This window comes from Trinickia sp. HAY1-2D (assembly GCF_056754935.1).
This window is the reverse complement of the sequence record NZ_JBPGWX010000001.1, coordinates 534,529-554,772: the sequence shown is the minus strand read 5'-3', so window position 1 is coordinate 554,772 and position 20,244 is coordinate 534,529. Positions and strand designations below refer to the sequence as shown.

Below are 20,244 nucleotides of genomic sequence, written 5' to 3'. Positions count from 1 at the left end.
TATGACCAGCAAGCTTCGCCGCTTCACGTTGTGCGCCGCCGTGGCGATGACGTTCGCCGCACCGTTCGCCATGCAAAGCGCAGTCAAGGCGGAAGAGCCGCTCAAGATCGGTTTTCTCGTGAAGATGCCCGAGCAGGCATGGTTCATCAACGAACAAAAGGCTGCCACGGCGCTCGGCAAGCAAGACGGCTTTTCGGTGGTGAACATCGGCACGCCCGATGGTGAAAAAGTACTGGCCGCCATCGACAACCTCGGCGCACAAGGCGCGAAGGGTTTCGTGATCTGCGCGCCGGACGTTCGCCTCGGCACGGCCATCAAGGCCCGCGCCAAGAAGTACGGCATGAAGTTCGTGACCGTCGACGATCAGCTCGTCGACTCGGCCGGCAAGCCGCTCGCGGATGTGCCCCACCTCGGCATGTCGGCGTTCAAGATCGGCAATCAGGTCGGCCAGGCGATTTCGGACGAGATGAAAAAGCGCGGCTGGAAACCCGAGGAAGTCGGCGCGATTCGCATCACCGACTATGAACTGCCGACGGCTAAGCTGCGCACGGATGGCGCGACGAAGACGCTGCTCGACAACGGCTTCAAGAAGGAAAACATCTTCGACGCCCCGCAAAAGACGACCGACGACGAAGGCGGCTTCAACGCGGCATCGCCGGTGCTGTCCAAGCATCCGAATATCAAGAAGTGGGTCATCTACGCGCTGAACGAAGAGACGGTGCTGGGCGGCGTGCGCGCCACCGAGCAGGTGCATATTCCGTCGAAGGACGTGATCGGCGTGGGCATCAACGGTGCGGGCGAAGCGTTCGCCGAGTTCCAGAAGAAGGAACCGACGGGCTTTTACGGCACGATTGCCGTCAGCTCGACGAACCACGGCAAGGACAGCACCGAAAACCTCGTGAACTGGATCAAGAACGGCAAGCAGCCGCCGGCCGACACCCAGACGACGGGCAAGCTGATGACGCGCGATAACTGGCAAGACGTGCGCAAGGAACTCGGGATCTAAAGGCATGCATAACGCGAACGACATCGCCGAAGCCGCGGCGCCCGCAAGGGCGCCCGGCGACGCCGCCTCCCCTTATCTGGAGCTCGACGGCATCACGGTCAGCTTCCCTGGCGTACTCGCGCTCGACCGCGTTTCGTTGAACGTGCGCTCGGGCGAAGTTCACGGGCTCATGGGGGAAAACGGCGCGGGCAAATCGACTCTGCTCAAGGTTCTTTCGGGTGTGAACGATCCGCAGGCCGGGACGTTACGCTTGGGCGGTGTCGAGCAGCGTTTCTCGGGCACGAAGGCGGCCATCGATGCCGGCATCGCCATCATCTACCAGGAACTGCATCTGGTGCCCGAATTGACGGTGGCGGAAAACCTGATGCTCGGGCAGTTGCCGAGCCGGCTGGGCGTGCTCGACGAGCGTGCGCTCATGGCACGCGCCACCGACACGCTCGCGCGGCTCGGCGAACGGATCGATCCGAACACGCAGGTCAAGCATCTGTCGATCGGTCAGCGTCAGATGATCGAGATCGGCAAGGCGCTGATGCGCGACGCTCGCGTGATCGCGTTCGACGAACCGACGAGCTCGCTTTCTTCGCGCGAAACCAAACAGCTCTTTCAGATCATCGACGGGCTGCGCGCGGAGGGTCGCGCCATCATCTATGTGACGCATCGCATGGACGAAGTCTACGAGCTGTGCGATCGCGTCACCGTTTTCCGCGACGGCCATTCGATCGAGACATTCGATGCCGTCGAAGGCCTCGACCGCGATCGGCTGATCAGCTGCATGATCGGCCGCTCGATTCGCGACGTCTACGGCTACCGGCCGCGCCCGAGCGGCGACGTGATGATCGAGGCCAAGGGGTTGATGGGGCCAGGTCTTTCCGAGCCGGCTTCGTTCTCGGCGCGCCGCGGCGAGATCGTCGGCTTTTTCGGTCTCGTCGGCGCCGGACGCTCCGAACTCATGAAGCTCGTGTGCGGGGCCGTCAAGCCGAGCGGCGGTCATGTCGAATTGAATGGCAAGCCCGTTTCGTTTTCGACGCCGCGCGATGCGGTGCGCGCGGGCATTGCGCTGTGCCCCGAGGATCGCAAGCAAGAAGGGATCGTGGCGATCGCCTCCGTGGCGGACAACCTGAACATCAGCGCGCGCCGGCACTTCAACATCGCCCGGTTCATGCTGAACGAGCGGCGCGAGCGCGAGCTCACCGACGATTACATCGCCAAACTGTCGATCAAGACACGTAACGGCGATACCCCGATCGGCAAGCTCTCGGGCGGCAATCAGCAAAAGGTCATCCTGTCGCGCTGGCTGGCCGAGAAGATCGACGTGTTCGTCATGGACGAGCCGACGCGCGGTATCGACGTCGGTGCCCGCGCGCAGATCTACGAGTTGCTCTATGAACTGGCCGAGACCGGCCGCACGGTGCTCATGGTTTCGAGCGACCTGGCCGAGGTCATCGGTGTGGCCGATCGCGTGATCGTAATGAAGGAAGGCCGCGTGGTCGGCGATCTGCCTAAGGCGGACGCTACCCCCGATCAGTTGATCAAGCTCGCTTTGCCGCAATAACCCGCAATAACCGTACAGCAATCGCTTCGAACCGGCGTGCGCCCGAGCATCCAGCCCGGGCGGCACCCACGAATGAGAGACATCATGCAACAACCACCGAGCATCCGCCCCGCCGCCGAGCCGGGCCTGTCGTCGCAAGCCGCCCCGCACGAGTCGCCTTCTTTCGGGACGAGAGCCTGGCGTCTGGCCAACAAGTCCGGCATCGTCATGGTCTTCGTCATCCTGTTCGCGGTACTGGCGTTGGCGGTACCGGACTTCCTGACGAGCCGCAACATGCAGGGGCTGCTGCTTTCGGTCACCCTCATCGGCTCCATCGCCGTCACGATGATGTTCGTACTGGCGCTCGGCGAAGTGGACCTTTCAGTCGCCTCGATCGTCGCGTTCTCCGGGGTCGTCGCCTCGATGCTGATCACGGCCACGCATAGTGTCGTATTCGGCGTCACGGTCGGCGTGCTGGCGGGCGGCGCGGTCGGTCTCGTCAACGGCGTGCTCGTGGCGCGCTACAAGATCAATTCGCTCATCGTCACGCTGGCCATGATGGAAGTCGTGCGCGGGTTGGCTTATATCGTTTCGAACGGCGATGCGGTCATGATTTCCGAAGAAAGCTTCTTCGATCTTGGCGGCGGCTCGTTTCTGGGCATTTCCTATCCGATCTGGAGCAATATCGTCGGCTTCATCGTGTTCGGCTTTTTGCTGAGAAAGACGGTATTCGGCAAGAACGTGCTGGCCGTGGGCGGCAACTCAGAGGCGGCGGCGCTCGCGGGCCTGCCCGTCACGCGCATCAAGGTCGCGGTGTTCGTGCTGCAAGGACTCGTCACGGGCTTTGCCGGTGTCATGCTGGCCTCCCGGATGAGTCTTGGCGATCCGAAGACTTCGGTGGGTCTCGAACTCGGTGTCATCTCCGCTTGCGTGCTCGGCGGCGTTTCGCTGACGGGCGGCGTGGCGACGATCTCCGGTGTGCTGGTCGGCGTATTGATCATGGGCTCGGTGCAAAACGCGATGAGCCTCATGAACGTGCCGACGTTCTACCAGTATCTGATTCGCGGCGGTATCCTGCTGCTTGCCGTGCTGTTCGACCACTACCGCCGTACGCGGCGCGTGCGTTAAGCGCACGGTGCGGCGCGCGGCGAGTCGTCAGCTCTCGCGCGCCCGAATCGCCCGCTCCATGCGTCGGTCGGGAATGAACCACATGAGCGCGACCGCGACATAGAGAAGTGCCCCCACGCGCGGAAAATCGGCCGCCGCCAACGCGATTCCGAGCGCGTAGAGCACAACCGACGCCTTGCCCTTCATGTCCCGCCCGATCACCTGCGCCAATCGGCTCTCGGCGCCGTGGTGCCGCACGAGCCGCGTTTGCAGGATGTGATACGCCGACGCGCAGGCAAAAAGGTCGACCCCGTAGCAGACGGTCGGCCAACGGGCGAAGTGGTTCTCTCCCATCCAGCCGGTTGCGAAGGGCAGCAGCGACAGCCAGAACAGCAGATGCAGATTCGACCAGAGCACGCTGGCATCGACGCTGCGGCTGGCCTGAAACATATGGTGGTGGTTATTCCAGTAAATGCCGACGTAGATGAAGCTGAGGACGTAGCTTGCCACCGTCGGCCATAGCGGAGCCAGCGCGGCAAGCTCGGCGCTATGCGGTACCTTGAGCTCGAGCACCATGATCGTGATGATGATGGCGAGCACGCCATCGCTGAATGCTTCGAGCCGGTTCTTTTCCATAGATTCGACGATATCTTTGTCCTGACGGGCCTCTCACGCCGATGCGATATTACGCGAATACGGCGCAGGCCTGAAATGCCCTCCGCCGTCGCGCAAACCCCTACCGCGGGCGATTCCCGCTTCGGCAGTGCCCGAGCCAAGCAGACAGAATCGCGTAACATTGCACATTGAGCTCGATGAAGCCCCATTCCCGATCCGATATCGGCGAACCCGCCAAGCAGCCGATACCGCCGCCGTAAGGAACGAATTCGCCATGACCGAAGTACCGGCCTTTTTCAACCTCTATCGACACAACTTCGCGCGGCTCGCGGTCGCCGTTCCGCCCGTGCGCGTCGCGGACCCTGCCGTCAACGCGCGCGAGACGATCGCACTGATGCAAGAGGCCGATGCCCGCCATGCGCTCGTCACGCTGTTCCCCGAACTCGGCTTGTCCGGTTACGCCTGCGACGACCTGTTTCACCAACAGGCGCTGCTCGAAGCCTGCCTGAGCGCGCTGAGCGATATCGTCGCCGCGTCGCGTCAATTATCGACGACGGCGATCGTCGGTCTGCCGCTCGTGATCGATGGCCTTCTGTTCAACTGCGGCGCCGTCGTGCATCGGGGCCGTCTGCTCGGCATCGTACCGAAAAACTACCTGCCGAATTACCGCGAATTCTACGAAGGACGGCAGTTCGCCGAGGCCTCCTGCCTGCACCGCGAGTCGATCGATCTCGTCGGACAAACCGGTATTCCTTGCTCGCCCGATCTGCTCTTCCGGATCGAAGGGCAGCCGCTTTTCACGTTTCACATCGAAATCTGCGAGGACCTCTGGGTACCGATCCCGCCCTCCTCGTTCGCCGCGCTGGCAGGTGCAACGGTACTGCTCAATCTTTCGGCGTCGAACGTGACGGTCGGCAAGGCCGATTACCGGCGCTTGCTCGCGAGCGGTCAATCGGCTCGCTGCCTGGCAGCGTACGCCTATAGCGCCGCGGGCGTCGGCGAATCCACGACGGATCTTGCGTGGGACGGCCACGGAATGATCTACGAAAACGGCAACGCACTGGCCGAAACCGAGCGCTTCGCCGACAAGGCACAACTGATCTGCGCCGATATCGACCTCGATCGACTCGTCGAGGAACGGATGCGGCAAACGACGTTCGGCGATTCGGTCCGTCTGCACCGCGACACCACAGCACGGTTCCGCACTGTCGACGTACCGGCTGCCGTGCCGACCGGCATCCATCTGCCGCTCGCTCGCCGCTACGAACGTTTCCCGTATGTGCCGGCGGATCCGGCACGACGCGGCGAACGGTGCCGCGAGATCTACGATATCCAGGTGCAAGGTCTCGTCACGCGCATGCGTGCCGCCAAAACGAAGACACTCGTCATCGGCATATCGGGAGGCCTCGATTCGACACTCGCGTTGCTCGTGTGCGTGCGTGCCGTCGATCGGCTGCAGTTGCCGCGCAGCGCGATCATCGCCTGTATTCTTCCCGGCTTCGGCACCGGCGAACGTACGCTCGGCCAGGCTCGTCGCCTCGTCGCCGCGTTCGGCTGCCGAACGAACGAAATCGATATTCGCCCGAGCTGCATGCAGATGCTTCAAGACCTGGGGCACCCATTCGCTCGCGGCGAAGCGGTTCATGACATTACGTTCGAGAACGTGCAGGCGGGCGAGCGGACGAGTCACCTCTTTCGCATCGCCAACATGCATGGCGGTCTCGTAGTCGGCACGGGCGATCTCAGCGAACTCGCGCTGGGCTGGTGCACCTACGGTGTCGGCGATCACATGTCGCACTATGGCGTCAACGCGAGCGTGCCGAAAACGCTGATCCAATATCTGATTCGGTGGACTGCAGATGAAAGCGGACTCGATGCGCCCGCCGCCGCGGTCTTGCGCGATGTGCTCGAGACCGATATCAGCCCCGAACTGATTCCGCCGGGCGAGGACGGGACGATTCAGCTCACCGAAGCAGCGGTCGGCCCGTACGAGTTGCAGGACTTCAACCTCTACTATCTGCTGCGTTTCGGCTACCGCCCTTCGAAAGTGGCGTTTCTCGCCTGGACCGCATGGCGCGACCGTACGCAAGGGGCATGGCCGGACCTGCCGGACGAAAAGCGGCACGAGTACGGCATCGCGGACATCAAGCGCTGGCTGGCCGTATTCCTGCGGCGCTTTTTCGAGCAACAGCAGTTCAAGCGCAGTTGCCTGCCGAACGGACCGAAGGTCGGTTCGGGCGGTTCGCTTTCGCCGCGCGGCGACTACCGCGCGCCGAGCGACGCGAGCGCAAACGCATGGCTGACCGACCTCGATACCGTACCGGACACCGAGGACGGCAAGCGCGCCTGACACAAGCTCGTCAAACCTCTCCCGTGTACTCGCCGCGCGCCGGATATGCATGCTCGATCGTGAAATCGACGGCTTTCAGCAATTCGGCGAAGCTTGGCCGGACGAACGGCATCGATTGAACCGACGCGTAGTAAATCGTCCTGTTGGGCTTGATCAGAAACACGCCCGGCTCGGAAAAGAGCGCAGGCTCTTCGATGCCGATCGACGTCTTTCCGCGCGATGAGGAAATGTAGAGGCCCCATTCGCGCGCTTTTTCGAGCGGCAAGCCATATCCCACGGTCAATCGATCGGCGCCGATCTTCACCGCCATCTCTCGTGCCCGTGCTTCGTCGTCCGAGCTGATGGCGATAGTCGTCACCCCGCGCTGAGCGAATTCGGGTGTCAGCCGCTCGAGCTCCCGGAGATACATCGCGCAAATCGGGCAATGCAAGCCCCGATAAAAGCAAATCAAGGTCAGATAATCGGGCGTTTGGTGCGCGAGATCGAATCTGCCGCCGCCGAGCGTGGCGACACTGAGTTCCGGTGCGGCCTGTCTGGGTATCAACATCTGTCTTTCCTCCGTGGTCATCGATGTGCCGGGCAACCCGTGATTGACGGCACGCGTGAAGATTCCCATACTCTCGATCATGAGGAGTCCGAATTGCATGATTAAAAATCCGATATCCCCGAAGCCAGACCGACTTTCCGCGTTTTTTCGCGCCTTCGACTTCACCGCGAGGGCGTTCTCGCCCGACGACCGCGCAAGCGACGCGACGCTGATGGTCAAAGGATCCGCGAAAGCGGCGCGCAGCCTCGTTCTGACGATCGGTCCGCCCGTCGCCGCGGCCGATAGCGAGGTACTCGCCGCTGTTTCGTTATGCTTCGGCGGTCCGCTGAACCCGCTTTTGAGCGCGCTGCCCGAGCGTATCGAGATCGGTCTCGAAGACGCGCTCGATCTGCGCGCGCTCGCTAGCGTATTCACCGCCGAGGCGCTCGATGTGCGGTGCGGAAAGCAGACGGCGCTGGAGCGGCTTGCCGAGGTCATCGTCCTCATGGTGCTGCGGCGCACGATCGACGCTGGTGCGACGCAGCCGGGGCTGCTCGCCGGCCTGTCCCACCCCGCCCTGCATCGCGCGCTCGCTGCGATGCACGACCAACCTTCGCACGCATGGCGAATCGAGGATCTCGCCGCGATTGCCGGCGTTTCGCGCAGTCGGTTCATGGAGCTGTTCCGCGAAGTCGTGGGAACCACACCTAGCAGTTACTTGACGGAATGGCGCCTTGCGCTTGCGCGCCGGGCGCTCGTCCGTGGCGACCGTGTCAAATCGATTGCCGCGCATGTGGGGTTTGGCAGCGCAGCCGCGTTTTCCCGCGCGTACACGCGCCGATTCGGACACCCGCCTGTCCAGGCACGCCTGAATTGAGGAGAGAAGTTACCGTTTGTTGCAAATAGAGAAAGAGTTTGCACCACCTCACGCATATGCTTCGCGCACCAGTGACGAAGAAGAGGTGGTGACCATGAGCCCTAATCTACAAAAACTGCTCTCAGGTGCGGCGCTTGCCTGCACGGCGATCCTACTTGGCGCCTGCGGCGGCGGAGGAGGCGGCGGCACGCCAACGGGTACCTTGGCCGTTCACATGACCGATGCACCGGCATGCGGCTTCGATCATGTCTATGTGACCGTGAATCAGGTCCGCGTCAACATGAGTTCGGCGGCGGGCGATAACGACGGGGGCTGGAGCGACATCACGCTTGCGACGCCGCAGAAGATCGATCTGCTGACGCTCACGAACGGCGTGTTGACGACGCTAGGCCAAACCACGTTGCCGGCTGGCCAATATCAGCAGGTGCGCCTCGTGCTCGCTTCGAACCAGGGCAACGCATTGGCCAACTCGGTTGTCGTTTCGGGCACGACGACCGAAGTCGCGCTCGCCACACCGAGCGCGACGCAAAGCGGGTTGAAAATCATTCGCCCGTTTACCGTTGACCCCAACAGCACGGTGGACCTCGTGCTCGACTTCAACGCGTGCAAGTCCGTGGTCCAGCAGGGCAACGGCGGCTATGCGCTCAAGCCGGTCATTACAGCCACCCCCACGACGGTAAGCGGTACGATCGACGGCTTCGTCGCACCGGCCGAAGCCGGCGCGACTGTCTATGCGGAGCAAAACGGCAAAGTCATCAGCGGTACCGTTGCCGACAGCACCGGGCATTTCACTTTCGCCCCGCTCGTCGCGAGCGCAAGCAACGGCAGCTACGACGTCGTGATCGCGCAAAGCGGCGTGTCGAGCGGCGTCATTACGTCGGTGCCGGTCGTCGTTGGCGCGACGACGCACGTATCGACTGCCGCTCAGCCCATCTCGTTGCCGGCGTCCACGATGAACACGGTCAGCGGCACGGTCACCGCGTCCGCGGACGCGAGCCTGCGCGCGCTGCAAACGACGACCTCCGGCACTTACGAAATCGCCTCGGCCAACGCCAATCTGACGACGGGAGCGTACACCATGACGTTGCCGGTCAATCCGCCGTTGGTCGGCGCTTACAGCAATACGTTGCCGATCTCCCTGACTGCCGCGACTACGTCGGCCGGTCAATATACGATCGAGGCGGATGCTGCCTCGGGTGCGACGCAGTCGAGCGCCGTCAATGTCTCGAGCGGCAGCCAGACCGTCAATTTCAGCTTCTGACACATTGCATTCAAACACCGGAGGGGCGAATGCCCCTCCCTATGCTCATAGCGGGGATTCTCGGATGAAAAAAATGATGGTGGTCCTGACTATTGCTGCCGGCGTACTCAGCGGATGCGCTGTCTATGTACCCGATCAGCCCGGCGTCGTAGTGCGCCCGCAAGGCGGCCCCGGCAATGGTTTCTGCCCACCGGGCCAGGCGAAGAAAGGCAATTGCTGATCGGCAACGATCGGACGAAAACGGGCGCGGCAAACGCCCGTTTTTTTACCGCGCGATCCGAAACTCCGCCGCTTTGTAATGATCTGTAATTCCTGTTTCTGCCCCGGATAGGTTCGGCGCCCTGGTCGAACGAAGCTGGTGCTCCGGCCGGCTGGCCGAGCATCACATCATCCGTCGCAATACGTTGTCCTTGAACACGAAGCGATGCAAGAGCGCGGCGCCGACGTGCATGCCGATAAGCACGAGCAACACCCAGGCGAGCGCGCTGTGGATGTCGCCCATCGCATGCCCCACGGTCGAACCCGAAGCTGCGAGCGCCGGCAATGGCAGCGCCCCGAGGAGCTTCACGGACCAGCCTCGCGACGACGCGTTGGCCCAGCCAAGCACGGGAACTGCGATCAGCGCCGCGTAAAGCACGAAGTGTGTGACGCGCGAAACGGTACTGAGCAGCGGTGGCAGGTCGCTCGGGGGCGGCCGGTGCGTCAGCCGCCAGAGAATGCGCACCGCCATGGCTGCGATCAATGCCGCACCGAGCGCGAGATGCCACGCAATGAGGCCGACCGGTTGCGTATCCCGGTGCACTTCGGGCATCGTCCAGCCAAGAACGAATTGCGCGGCGACCAGAGCGACCACCAGCCAGTGAAGAAGGCGCGCGACGAACCCGTAAGTCTCGTCGGCATGTTGCTCGATGGCGGACATCGTTACCCCTTGAAAGGCCTGGAACGAATGCATCTTGCCAAGCGGACCTTAGCCGGGGCTTAGAGGTGCGTATCGCCAACTGGATCGCATCTTGCGAACCGAGTGTGATACGTTATATCATCTCATTCCGTGGTGATACGTTATATCGTTTCACCACTTAACGATGGGCGCTGGCAGCTTACGAGGAACACCGTCAATTCGCCGCTGTTCCGTGCTGATCCGTGTGAAGACGCTTCCGGCAAGCGGATTCCGCTTTCGAACGAAAAAAATGACGAAACACAGAAAACTGATCGGGCGTGCGGGCTGTCTGCACATTGCCTTGAGCATTCCGCTCTCCGCACTTGCCGTCCCCAATGCTCCGGCTTTGCACGGCGTCGTCACAGACCGGCACGGCCACGCGCTGGAACATGCCGACGTGCTTGTTCAGGACGCCGCCGGCAACACCATCGCTCACGCTCAAACAGGTCCTGACGGGGGGTTCGAAGTGGGTCGCCTCGCGTCCGGTACGTACGCGCTGAGCATCGATGCGAAAAATTTCAGCAGCAACACGCGCATCGAAACGATCGAAGCGGGCAAGCCGCTCGAGATCGATATCGCGCTCGAAAAGGGCGGCGCGCTCGACGTGAATATCGATGCGCAGCGGCTCGATCGCGCGCGCAACGGCTTTCAGCCCGATATCGGCGCGAGCGTCTACCGCGTGACGCAGGCAGACATCGACGCCATGCCGCAAGGCCAGAACACGCCACTCAATGAGGTTCTGCTGCAAATGCCCGGTGTCGCCAACGATTCCTACGGGCAGCTTCACGTGCGCGGCGATCACGCGGATCTGCAGTACCGTATCAACGGCATCCTCATTCCGGAGCCGATCAGCGGCTTCGGCCAGTCGTTCGATTCGCGCATCGTCGGCCAACTCAATCTGGTGACGGGCGCGTTGCCCGCGGAGTACGGCTATCGAACGGCGGGTATCGTCGACATCAAGACGAAGGCGGGCGACCTCGGGCAAGGGGGATCGATCGACGTCTATGGCGGCAGCCACCAGACGCTCCAGCAAAGCGCCGACGTGTTCGGCTCGCAGGGACCGCTCACCTACTACTTTTCCGGCTCGCACGGCGTGAATAACCTCGGCATCGAGTCGCCGACCGCGAGCGGCAGTCCGCCACTCGATCACACGCAACGAAGCAACGGTTTCGGGTACATGTCTTACATCGTCAATCCGCTCACACGCGTGAGCGTGATGTTCGGCACGTCGACCAACTGGTTCCAACTGCCGAACACGGCTGGCCTGCCGATTCAGTACTCGCTGCAAGGTGTCTCGTCGTTTGACTCCACGAACCTGAACGAGACGCAGTCGGAGCTCAACAACTTCGCGGTAATAGCGTTGCAGGGCACGAATGGCGGCAAGCTCGACTATCAGATCGCCCTATCCACGCGCTATTCGCGCACGCAGTTCAACCCCGATCCGATCGGCGACCTGTCGTTCAACGGCGTGGCGTCATCGGACTTCCATAGCGATCAGACGAACGGCCTGCAGACCGATTTCGTCTATCGGCTCAACGACAAACATACTGTGCGCGCGGGCGTGATGGTCCAGCAGGAGCATGCGGACTTCAACCACAGCGTATCGGTCTTTCCGGTCGACGCGAACGGCAACCAGACCTCGGATGTACCGTTCGGCATCAACGATTCGAGCAGCAAAAGCGGATACCTGTATAGCGCTTATCTGCAAGACGAGTGGAAGCTCACCGACAAGCTGACGCTGAATTACGGCATGCGCTACGACAAGCTGAACCAGTACGTTGACGCGAGCCAATTGAGCCCGCGCATCGGCCTGGTCTATCAACCCACCAACGCGACGACGCTGCACGCCGGCTACGCACGCTACTTCACGCCGCCGTCGTTCGAGCTGGTGTCGCCATCGACGATCGACCTCTTCAACGGCACGACCAATCAGAGCGCCGGGACGCAAAACGATCCGGTGAAACCCGAGCGCGCTCACTATTTCGACGCCGGTATCGAGCAGAAGCTCACCCAAAACCTGACGATCGGTCTCGATGCGTACTACAAGATCGCACATGACTTGCTCGACGAGGGTCAGTTCGGTACCGCACTGATCTTCACGCCGTTCAATTATCGGTACGGCCGCGTGTACGGCGCCGAAGTCACGGCGAGCTACAAGAAGGACAACGTCTCGGCCTATCTGAACATCGCCTACAGCCGCGCGCAGGGCAAGAATGTTCAATCGGCGCAGTTCAATTTCGGGCCCGACGAGCTCGGTTATATCGCCGGCAACTGGGTGTTTCTCGACCACGATCAGCGCTTGACGGCCTCGTTCGGCGGCGCTTACACGTTCGGCAACACAACGCTGAGCGCCGACGGGATCGTCGGCAGCGGCTTGCGCAGCGGCTTCGCGAACACGGACAAAGAGCCGTTTTACGCACAGCTCGATCTCGGCGCGATCGAGCGCTTCAACGAGCCGTACATCGGCAAATTCTCGGCGCGTCTTGTACTCGTCAATGCGTTCAATCGTGTCTATCAATTGCGCAGCGGCTCGGGCATCGGAGTGCAGGCGCCGCAGTTCGGCCCGCAGCGCGCGATCTACGCAGGCCTGTCGAAGATGTTTTGACGCTCCGCGCACATCGATGGAAAGGAGAACAGCTTGAGCGAATGGATCAACTTGGCCGAGGCCGTACGGCTGTGCGGCTGGGCCGTGTATCCGCTGACGGTGTTGGCCGTTGCGGCGCTGGCAATCGTGCTCGATCGCGCATACGCCTTCTGGCGCTTCGCTCGCGTGCCGGTGGGATTGGCCGATGCGATCGGGCAAGCCGGGTATGACGCCGGTGAAGTCGCGGCGCAGGAACGCTTTGCGGCGCTCGAGCGATTGCCGTCGCAACACGCGTTCCACCGCGTGGGGCGCCTATTCGACGAGCGCAGCGCGCCGCTGTGGCGGATCGAAACGAAGATCGATGCCGTGGCCGTGCAAATCCAGCGCGACATCGGCCGCGGACTGTGGCTCCTCGAAACGATCGTAACGGCGGCTCCGCTCGTCGGACTCCTCGGCACGATCGTCGGAATGATGCAGTCGTTCAAGCTGATCGGCACCGGGCTCGTGAATCCGGCCGGCATCACCGGTGGCGTCGCGCAAGCGCTCATCGCGACGGCGATCGGAATCGTGATCGCCCTCGTCGCGTTGTTCGCGTTCAACTTCTTCTCGCGTCGTATCGATGCGCTGATGGACGAACTCGAATCGTTCGCGAACGGGTGGCTGGCAGACCTACGCATCGAGCGGGACGGCACCGCATCATGAAGCTTCGCCGTGCTCGCCCGGCCCGGCGTGGCCGCATCGAAATCATCCCCATGATCGACGTGATGTTCTTCCTGCTCGCGACATTCATGCTGACGTCGCTTGCGATGCAGCGGCTCGACGCGGTGCGTGTGAGTCTGCCCCAAGGCATGGCCGAACGCGTGGACCGCGACGAACCGTTGACGCTCAGCGTCACGCGCACGAATCAGATTTTCATCGACCGGCAGTCCGTGCGGCTCGATCAAGTGACGCAAGCGGTAGCGCGTCACTTGCCGCGCGACGGGAACATCCTCGTAGCCGCCGATGACGGCGCCGCACACGGCGTCGTCGTGCAGGCGATGCTCGCGGCTCGGCGCGCGGGTGCCGCGCACTTCCTGGTGGCTGTACATCGTGAGTAGCGGTTGGCAGCGCCTGTTGACTGCGGCGGATGCTCCGAAAGTTCGCCTCGCGTTCGCGTGCGTGGTCGCAACGATGGCATGGGCAGGGGTTCTCGCGCATTTCGCACGGCTTTTCGCCCAGGACGACCGGCCGCGGCCCGTGCCGGAAACGATCGATATGAAGCTGGTCGAGATTACGCCGCGCGTGCCTGCAGCTCAGATTGCCGCACGAACTCAACCGGAGCCGATGCGGCATGCAGTATCGGAACGGCGAAGCCGTGCAGCGCAGCCGCTTATCCGCCATGAAGCGGCCAAGCCCACGCAGCGACAGAGCGAGCAGCAACGAAGCGCACCGCCGCCCCGCGTCGAGCCGTCCGCCGAGCCGGCCCGCGAGGCACCCTCCGCCGATGGGGGCGCCGTTCGGCCTGAATCCGTGCGACCGAGTGCCGCGAACGCCTCGCCGGCTTCCTCATCGGTTGGCGCCGCGCAGGCGCGGCTGCTTTCCCAGCCGCTGCCGTTGCTGCCTGACGATCTGCGCGCGGACGCTTACCGCGCCGAAGCGGTAGCGCGCTTCGCCATTCACGCGGACGGCACCACGGAAGTCCAGCTGGTGAAGCCGACGTCGAATCCGCGCCTCAATCAAATCCTGCTCGAAGCGCTTCACGAATGGCGCTTCTTTCCAGCGATGGAAAACGGCCATCCAGTCGATAGTCAGCGCGACGTGCGAGTGCATTTCAACGTAAGCTGACACGACCTACACCATCTAACGATCAGCTAGAGGCGTCTCGAGGAAACGGACCGACCGGCACCTTCTCGGGTGCCGCCGGTCGACGGCCCAATAAGACGTTTCGCGGCAACCGGCGCTTCGCCGCGACGATGCAAGGAAGTTCCGTTCTCCCATGCGACATCAAGTTACGATGGGAACATCGGACACGCTCCGATAAACGCGCCACCACACGCTCATGCCGGTAGCAGGAAGATCGGGAGCCACTCCCGTCACGATTCCCGTTCCGCCCCGTGGATCGTGCCTGCCGCACAGGTAATGACCTGCGTTGAGAAACGACGTGTAGGCGTTGGTCCCGTACGCCATGACAGGTTGGAACTCGCCGTCCGGCAGCGCCCGTCCACCCGGTTCGAGCCTCAAGCGCGCCGCACAGGCGACCGACCAGGTCGACACGTCGTGCCCAACCGGCGTCCTTTCCGCTCTCACGAACTGTTCCGCGGCATCGCTCGTTGCAAGAACACGATACTGGCCGACATAATCGAATAGTTGAATTCGGACGCGGTCGGCAAACGACACCGGATCCCCACATCGTTTTTTCGATCCGGCTGTAGGTACGAAGCTCCAAATATAGTCGGCGTCCTCGTGTTTTCCGGGTGCTGCTATCTCCGTGTGCAGGATAGCCGGACGGCGCTTGCTGTCCGGTTGACGAATGACCGCTAAAAATACCGGCGTAGGGCTCGCGCAACTCCGGAACACGACAGGGTCGCCATAGCGGACCGTCTCGTCTTTTTCTGTTTCGATTATCCGCGTCGCGTCCCCGCGCGAAAAAACGATATCCATTTCAGCTCCATTTAGTGCCTGAAGCATTTTAATTTCGGCAAACCGATGGTTTCAACGCAGCGAGTTTGCGCCTCCGGCGTGACTGCTCGACGCCGGACGTTTCCGACCGCATGCACGAGCGCTCCGCCGCCTTGACCGACACGTCGCACAGGACAGTCCTGCGACGACTTCGGCAAGCGAATGGTTCGTGTGCAATCTATCGATGGACAAGGAGCCGAACGGCTTACGGATCGTGATGTCGGATATGACGGAGCGGCGTGTGCATGAGAAGTCTCCAAGCGGATGGACAGCTTCGCGCCGCATCGAGTGCGTCCGATAGCGGTGTGCTGTCACGGGTACCTCTAAAACCGGCCCGCCCTTTGACGTCCCAAACGGTCGTCACGGCAATGGCCCTCGGATTTTTTTATGTTGAACGCAAAATTAAATCGAGACGCATCCCTGACGCAAGTCAGGGAGTGAGTGTTTAATCGAGCGTCACGCATAATCTAATGAACAGGTCAATCCGTGTCAAGCGATGAACATGTAATAAATGCGGAGATAGAAAAGCCGATGGCTCGTAAATTCCAAAATATTTCTAAAATCCAACCAGTGCACGCCGTTTGCGACTGATCGCTCGGTCCCACCCCGTTTAAAGCGGATAAAATCCGGCGGCTTCTAATTTAACAATTTTTAAGAATTCCCGATTTGCCATAAACAGGCGTTTTAAGCGGTAACCGGCGCTGATTTTAGGCATGTAATTGTTTTCAAGCCGTTCACGATGTCTGCCGCCTCGAGCGCGATGGAACGTTGTCGCGCCGCCCTGTTTCCGGGGGAATATCAGACCGCTGGACGCGCGACCGCCGAATTCGGAACGGGATCGGAATCGATCAAAGGGGGATGCGTCACGATCGCTTTGAGATCGACGCTGGTCTCGCAAAGCCGCGCGACATCGGGCACCGGCCGGCGCGTCAATGGGGACGATTGACAGACCGCTTCCAACGCGCGAGCCATGTCCAGCAATTCGAAGTCGCCGCGGAACGGCCCGATTACCTGAAGGCCGAACGGCATGCCTGCGTGATCGACGCCGCACGGCAAAGCGAGCGCCGGATTCGTGACCAGCGTGACGACGTAAGTCAGCGCCAGCCAACGATAGTAATGGTCCAGCGCAACGCCGTTGATCGATGCCGCATAAGGCTCGCGCCAAGGGAATGGCGACACGGGGGTAGTCGGCGCGAGAATCACATCGTATCGATCGAAAAGACGCTGGAAAGCCCGAAACAGCCGCGTTTGAACGGCATGCGCCCAGACACAATCCGTGAGCGAGAGGCGCATGCCCATTTCGTAATTGGCGCGCGGGTTGGGACCGAGCGAATCGGGGTCGCTTTCGTAGGCCTCTTGAAGTCCGGCGACGAAGGCTTCAGCCCGCAATACATCGAAGCACCGGTGCGCGTCCGCAAAATCGAAATCGAGCGGCTCGCACAAGGCAAAATTGTGCTTCAGCGCCGCAACGCGCTCGCGAAACACCGCGCGAATTCCGGGGTCCACCTCGCACGCGCCGAAGTCCTCGGTGTAACCCACTCGCAGCCGGGACAGATCGGCCCACTGCCGAGCTCCCGCCGCGGCCGGCATCGCGTAGCTGAGCGGATCCGTATCGGAGGCGCCCAATGTGGCCAGCAATTGCAGACGAGCATCTTCGACTGTTCGCCCCATCGGTCCGACCACCGAAAGCGGCGTCCATCCAAGCGGCTTTCGATCGCTCGGCACGAGTCCAGGCGAGGTACGCAAACCGACCACGCCGCACTTGGCCGCGGGTATACGCAGCGAGCCGCCCGTATCCGAGCCGCTCGCGAGCGGCACCATGTCGAGCGCCAGCGCGGCCGCCGACCCGCCCGACGAGCCCCCCGCGTTCAGCAACGGGTTGAACGGGTTGCCGGTCGCGCCCCATACCGGATTGAACGTGTTGGCACCGGCACCGAGCTCCGGCACATTGGTCTTGCCCACTACAATCGCGCCGGCCTGCCTCAACCGTCTCACGAGCACATTATCGGCATCGGGAATGTAGTTGCGAAAACGCGGCGAGCCATAGGTCGTCAGAAGCCCCTCGGTTTCTTCCAGATCCTTGATGCCGATCGGCAAGCCCTGGAGGATGCCCTTGCGCTCTCCCCTGGCGAAAGCGGCGTCGGCCTCGCGCGCTTCACGCCGCGCACGATCGAACGAAGTCGCGGTAAAAGCGTTCACCTTGGGATTGAACATCTCGATGCGCTCGAGACATGCCTCGAGCAACTCGAGAGCGGATACCTCGCGCGCGTCCAATAACGCGGCAAGCGCCACTGCGCTATAACGGGTCCATTCGTTTCGATTCGACATGAGCACTGACGTCCTGACAAATTTCGGCATTCGTTGCGAATGTAGCGCAAGCGCCGAACCCGGGCCAGTGACGAATATCGAACGCACCCGTCACTTTTGGACAAGCGCGCCCGACGGCGGCAACGCGCGGCAGATCAAATCCAGAAAGCCGCGCATCAGTGGCGGGATCTGACGACGCGCGAGTGTTTGCACCTCGATCGATCGATCGCTGACGTTGAGTTCCGGCACCGGCAGCGCGATGAGTCTGCCCTCGGCGAGCCGCGTGCGAATGACGAGTTCGCCGCAAAAGGTGATGGCGTCGCTTGCTGCCGTGAAGCGCAACAGCGCTTCGAGCGTCTCGCTCATGAGCACGCTTTTACAAGCGACACCCTCGCGGGAGCAATAGATATCGATGAGCTTGCGCAACGTCGAATTCGCGGCTGGAATGGCAAGCGGATAGGCGAGCAATTCGCGAAACGAGACGCGCTCGGCGCTCGCCAGCGGATGCGCCGAACCAACCACCGCGAGCACCGGCGAGGGCATCGAATACACCGCCTCGATATCGGCGCTGGGGCCCAGGCTGAACGTGAAACCGATGTCGGCATCGGCCTGGCGCACGCGTTGTGTCACGCCAGCGGCGGAATCGACGCTCAACTCGAATTGGACTCGCGGCTCATGGCATCTGAAATCGGCCATGGCTTGCGGCAGGAAGTCGGCTACGAAACCCTCCGTGCAGGCAATGCGGATCGTGAAGGCCGCATCGCAGCGCAACGCCTCGATCTCCGCGCTGACCTGTTCGGCGTCGAGCAGCGAGCGGCGCGCGTACGCGGCGAGCACCGCACCCGCCTTGCTCGGCACCATGCCGCGCGAGCACCGCTCGAACAGCGTCACGTTGAGTTCGCTCTCCAGCCGGCCAATCTGCCGGCTGATTGCCGACGGCACAACGTGAAGCCGGCTTGCGGCGTCGCTGATCGAACCCGTGTTGACGACTTCGAGGAAATAGCGGACGGCCGCCTCCTGCAGAATTCTGGCATTCATGGTGCGAAGCGCGCGACGGAGTAAGTCGCGACATCATAGCGCCATACACCACGGTCCAATTTTCCGCGGCGCTTACGCTTCCTGCGCGTTGGCCGCCTGTACACCGCGTATTTTGGCTGCGCTGATCGTCAGGCTGACGAGCGTCGCGACCGCGGTGGAAGCGATGAGAAAGCCGAAGGCCGCGTCATAGGTGCCGTAGTAGGAAACGAGAAAGCCGATGACGGCCGGCGCGACGAACCCGGCTATCTGTCCACCGAAATTCACCATGCCGATGCCGGTTCCGACGAGCCGCTGAGGCAGGATCTTGGTCGGCAACGCAATGACCACCGCCAACACGAACGATTTGAAAAAATAGACGATCGCCTGAAAAGCGATAACGCCGGCGATGGTCTGTGCCGTATACATTTGGTAGAGGAAAAAGCCCGTAACCGCACAGCAGGCCGTCATGAGCCGCTTTTCCTTGCCATCGAAAAAACGCGTCATGACCCAGCCGCCCATTGCGGTCGAAATGCTTGCCGCGATGAACGGCAACGGCGTCAGCAAGCCGACGGCTTTGAGATCGAGATGTCGAGCCGTCAACAAGTAGGCGGGCATCCACGCATCGAGCCCTTTGTTGACGATACCCATACCGAACCACACCGTCAGTACCTTCCACATCAACGGCATTCTGAGCAATGCACGGGAGCCGGCCGCGTCGCGGGCGGCGAGCGCCTGCGTGGGCGGTTGGCCGGACGGCGTCTCGCGCGACGGCTTCACGGCCTTCACAAAGAAAAGGTAAATCAGCGCGAAGACAATGCCCGCGATGCCGATCGCCGAGAACGCGTGCCGCCAGCCGAGCGTCAGAATCAGGGGCGCTACGACGAGCGGTGCAACGAAACTGCCGACATAGTTCGACGAGACTAGCATCGCCGACATTTTGGGCCGTTCCACGCGCGGGTAGATCTCCGCGATGCCTTTGATCGAAGCGGACGGATAACCGCCCTCGCACAAGCCGAACAGAAGCCGGATGGCGATCAGCGAGGCGAGCGACCAGGCCAGTCCGGTCAACAACGTGAACAAGGACCAAAAGGCAATCGATGTGACCACCACCAATTTGCTGCCCCACCGATCGGCGATCCAGCCGCCGGGGATTTGCATCGCCGCGTAGCTGAGATAAAACACGCTGAGCACTATGCCGAGCGCGGCCGGGCTCAGATGAAATTCCTTGCCGATATGAACGAGCGAGAGCGAGATCGCGACCCGGTCGATATAGGAAATGCAAAAGCCGATATAGAGGAGCGCAAAAACCCAGATGCGCGCCTGCCGCTGCGCGTTCACGTCATGCATGGTGTTAGCCCGAAGAATACGTGAAAGGCCGACGCGCGCGGACCGGCGGTGCCGGTGACCCGCTTCGCGATGGGTCTAGCCGATCCTAAAAAGCCATTAAACCGTGGACAAGTGACAAATT

At 62.0% G+C, this 20,244-nt stretch carries 18 protein-coding genes; 11 read left to right on the top strand and 7 right to left on the bottom strand.

The window, feature by feature from the left end:
- Position 1 precedes the first annotated feature (1 nt).
- The 3 genes from ACR9ZC_RS02435 (at position 2) to araH (ending at position 3,665) form a co-directional block, all read left to right on the top strand.
- Positions 2 to 1,006: an arabinose ABC transporter substrate-binding protein gene (locus tag ACR9ZC_RS02435; RefSeq protein WP_331569430.1), complete on the top strand. Its 1,005-nt coding sequence runs from the start codon at positions 2 to 4 to the stop codon at positions 1,004 to 1,006.
- A 4-nt stretch (positions 1,007 to 1,010) separates the two neighbouring features.
- Positions 1,011 to 2,558: an L-arabinose ABC transporter ATP-binding protein AraG gene (gene araG / locus ACR9ZC_RS02430; RefSeq protein WP_481578973.1), complete on the top strand. Its 1,548-nt coding sequence runs from the start codon at positions 1,011 to 1,013 to the stop codon at positions 2,556 to 2,558.
- An 84-nt stretch (positions 2,559 to 2,642) separates the two neighbouring features.
- Positions 2,643 to 3,665, top strand: coding sequence for an L-arabinose ABC transporter permease AraH (araH, locus tag ACR9ZC_RS02425; RefSeq protein WP_481578972.1), 1,023 nt, complete (start codon positions 2,643 to 2,645; stop codon positions 3,663 to 3,665).
- A gap of 27 nt (positions 3,666 to 3,692) precedes the next feature.
- On the opposite strand, the gene ACR9ZC_RS02420 is transcribed toward araH, so the two are convergent.
- Entirely contained in the window at positions 3,693 to 4,280 is a 588-nt protein-coding gene (locus ACR9ZC_RS02420; protein ID WP_440560321.1) for a TMEM175 family protein, read from the bottom strand.
- Between the two features lie 253 nt (positions 4,281 to 4,533).
- On the opposite strand from ACR9ZC_RS02420, the gene ACR9ZC_RS02415 reads away from it, so the two are divergent.
- Complete coding sequence (locus ACR9ZC_RS02415; RefSeq protein WP_481578971.1) at positions 4,534 to 6,609, top strand: NAD(+) synthase; 2,076 nt, start codon at positions 4,534 to 4,536, stop codon at positions 6,607 to 6,609.
- Between the two features lie 10 nt (positions 6,610 to 6,619).
- On the opposite strand, the gene ACR9ZC_RS02410 is transcribed toward ACR9ZC_RS02415, so the two are convergent.
- Positions 6,620 to 7,255, bottom strand: a complete 636-nt coding sequence (locus tag ACR9ZC_RS02410; RefSeq protein ID WP_481578970.1) for a peroxiredoxin-like family protein — start codon at positions 7,253 to 7,255, stop codon at positions 6,620 to 6,622.
- Here ACR9ZC_RS02410 and ACR9ZC_RS02405 point away from each other — a divergent pair.
- The 3 genes from ACR9ZC_RS02405 to ACR9ZC_RS02395 all read left to right on the top strand — a co-directional run bounded on the left by ACR9ZC_RS02405 (position 7,254) and on the right by ACR9ZC_RS02395 (position 9,493).
- The gene (locus ACR9ZC_RS02405) at positions 7,254 to 8,012 is read left to right on the top strand and encodes a helix-turn-helix domain-containing protein (RefSeq protein WP_481578969.1); all 759 of its coding nucleotides are present in this window, start codon (positions 7,254 to 7,256) and stop codon (positions 8,010 to 8,012) included. The genes ACR9ZC_RS02410 and ACR9ZC_RS02405 overlap by 2 nt on opposite strands.
- Positions 8,013 to 8,106: 94 nt before the next feature.
- The gene (locus ACR9ZC_RS02400; protein WP_481578968.1) at positions 8,107 to 9,273 is read left to right on the top strand and encodes a DUF4382 domain-containing protein; all 1,167 of its coding nucleotides are present in this window, start codon (positions 8,107 to 8,109) and stop codon (positions 9,271 to 9,273) included.
- A 64-nt stretch (positions 9,274 to 9,337) separates the two neighbouring features.
- Positions 9,338 to 9,493: a hypothetical protein gene (locus ACR9ZC_RS02395; RefSeq protein WP_440561218.1), complete on the top strand. Its 156-nt coding sequence runs from the start codon at positions 9,338 to 9,340 to the stop codon at positions 9,491 to 9,493.
- Between the two features lie 162 nt (positions 9,494 to 9,655).
- Here the strand turns inward: ACR9ZC_RS02395 and ACR9ZC_RS02390 are convergent, their stop codons facing one another.
- On the bottom strand, positions 9,656 to 10,192 hold the full coding sequence (locus ACR9ZC_RS02390; RefSeq protein ID WP_481578967.1) for a cytochrome b: 537 nt from the start codon (positions 10,190 to 10,192) through the stop codon (positions 9,656 to 9,658).
- Positions 10,193 to 10,460: 268 nt separating this feature from the next.
- Between ACR9ZC_RS02390 and ACR9ZC_RS02385 the strand changes: the two genes are divergently transcribed.
- The 4 genes from ACR9ZC_RS02385 to ACR9ZC_RS02370 are packed head-to-tail and all read left to right on the top strand — an operon-like array spanning position 10,461 to position 14,618.
- Entirely contained in the window at positions 10,461 to 12,815 is a 2,355-nt protein-coding gene (locus ACR9ZC_RS02385) for a TonB-dependent receptor (protein WP_481578966.1), read from the top strand.
- Between the two features lie 33 nt (positions 12,816 to 12,848).
- On the top strand, positions 12,849 to 13,496 hold the full coding sequence (locus ACR9ZC_RS02380; protein ID WP_481578965.1) for a MotA/TolQ/ExbB proton channel family protein: 648 nt from the start codon (positions 12,849 to 12,851) through the stop codon (positions 13,494 to 13,496).
- Positions 13,493 to 13,891: an ExbD/TolR family protein gene (locus tag ACR9ZC_RS02375; protein ID WP_440561211.1), complete on the top strand. Its 399-nt coding sequence runs from the start codon at positions 13,493 to 13,495 to the stop codon at positions 13,889 to 13,891. The genes ACR9ZC_RS02380 and ACR9ZC_RS02375 overlap by 4 nt, the downstream gene beginning before the upstream one ends.
- The gene (locus ACR9ZC_RS02370) at positions 13,884 to 14,618 is read left to right on the top strand and encodes a TonB family protein (RefSeq protein ID WP_481578964.1); all 735 of its coding nucleotides are present in this window, start codon (positions 13,884 to 13,886) and stop codon (positions 14,616 to 14,618) included. Before ACR9ZC_RS02375 ends, ACR9ZC_RS02370 begins: the two co-directional genes overlap by 8 nt.
- 159 nt (positions 14,619 to 14,777) lie before the next feature.
- On the opposite strand, the gene ACR9ZC_RS02365 is transcribed toward ACR9ZC_RS02370, so the two are convergent.
- The 4 genes from ACR9ZC_RS02365 to ACR9ZC_RS02350 all read right to left on the bottom strand — a co-directional run bounded on the left by ACR9ZC_RS02365 (position 14,778) and on the right by ACR9ZC_RS02350 (position 20,123).
- Positions 14,778 to 15,461, bottom strand: a complete 684-nt coding sequence (locus ACR9ZC_RS02365; protein ID WP_481578963.1) for a hypothetical protein — start codon at positions 15,459 to 15,461, stop codon at positions 14,778 to 14,780.
- Between the two features lie 789 nt (positions 15,462 to 16,250).
- Positions 16,251 to 17,780: an amidase gene (locus ACR9ZC_RS02360; RefSeq protein WP_481578962.1), complete on the bottom strand. Its 1,530-nt coding sequence runs from the start codon at positions 17,778 to 17,780 to the stop codon at positions 16,251 to 16,253.
- A 90-nt stretch (positions 17,781 to 17,870) separates the two neighbouring features.
- On the bottom strand, positions 17,871 to 18,797 hold the full coding sequence (locus ACR9ZC_RS02355; RefSeq protein WP_481578961.1) for a LysR family transcriptional regulator: 927 nt from the start codon (positions 18,795 to 18,797) through the stop codon (positions 17,871 to 17,873).
- 72 nt (positions 18,798 to 18,869) lie between these two features.
- A complete protein-coding gene (locus tag ACR9ZC_RS02350) occupies positions 18,870 to 20,123 on the bottom strand; it encodes an MFS transporter (protein ID WP_481578960.1) in 1,254 nt (417 codons plus the stop codon).
- Positions 20,124 to 20,244 lie beyond the last annotated feature (121 nt).

Coding starts and splice junctions, on each gene's coding strand:
- ACR9ZC_RS02390 (WP_481578967.1), bottom strand. CDS start 10,192: ATGTCCGCCATCGAGCAACATGCCGACGAGACTTACGGGTTCGTCGCG.
- ACR9ZC_RS02350 (WP_481578960.1), bottom strand. CDS start 20,123: ATGCATGACGTGAACGCGCAGCGGCAGGCGCGCATCTGGGTTTTTGCG.
- ACR9ZC_RS02360 (WP_481578962.1), bottom strand. CDS start 17,780: ATGTCGAATCGAAACGAATGGACCCGTTATAGCGCAGTGGCGCTTGCC.
- ACR9ZC_RS02405 (WP_481578969.1), top strand. CDS start 7,254: ATGATTAAAAATCCGATATCCCCGAAGCCAGACCGACTTTCCGCGTTT.
- ACR9ZC_RS02355 (WP_481578961.1), bottom strand. CDS start 18,797: ATGAATGCCAGAATTCTGCAGGAGGCGGCCGTCCGCTATTTCCTCGAA.
- ACR9ZC_RS02400 (WP_481578968.1), top strand. CDS start 8,107: ATGAGCCCTAATCTACAAAAACTGCTCTCAGGTGCGGCGCTTGCCTGC.
- ACR9ZC_RS02365 (WP_481578963.1), bottom strand. CDS start 15,461: ATGCTTCAGGCACTAAATGGAGCTGAAATGGATATCGTTTTTTCGCGC.
- ACR9ZC_RS02420 (WP_440560321.1), bottom strand. CDS start 4,280: ATGGAAAAGAACCGGCTCGAAGCATTCAGCGATGGCGTGCTCGCCATC.
- ACR9ZC_RS02395 (WP_440561218.1), top strand. CDS start 9,338: ATGAAAAAAATGATGGTGGTCCTGACTATTGCTGCCGGCGTACTCAGC.
- ACR9ZC_RS02375 (WP_440561211.1), top strand. CDS start 13,493: ATGAAGCTTCGCCGTGCTCGCCCGGCCCGGCGTGGCCGCATCGAAATC.
- ACR9ZC_RS02415 (WP_481578971.1), top strand. CDS start 4,534: ATGACCGAAGTACCGGCCTTTTTCAACCTCTATCGACACAACTTCGCG.
- araG (WP_481578973.1), top strand. CDS start 1,011: ATGCATAACGCGAACGACATCGCCGAAGCCGCGGCGCCCGCAAGGGCG.
- ACR9ZC_RS02385 (WP_481578966.1), top strand. CDS start 10,461: ATGACGAAACACAGAAAACTGATCGGGCGTGCGGGCTGTCTGCACATT.
- araH (WP_481578972.1), top strand. CDS start 2,643: ATGCAACAACCACCGAGCATCCGCCCCGCCGCCGAGCCGGGCCTGTCG.
- ACR9ZC_RS02435 (WP_331569430.1), top strand. CDS start 2: ATGACCAGCAAGCTTCGCCGCTTCACGTTGTGCGCCGCCGTGGCGATG.
- ACR9ZC_RS02410 (WP_481578970.1), bottom strand. CDS start 7,255: ATGCAATTCGGACTCCTCATGATCGAGAGTATGGGAATCTTCACGCGT.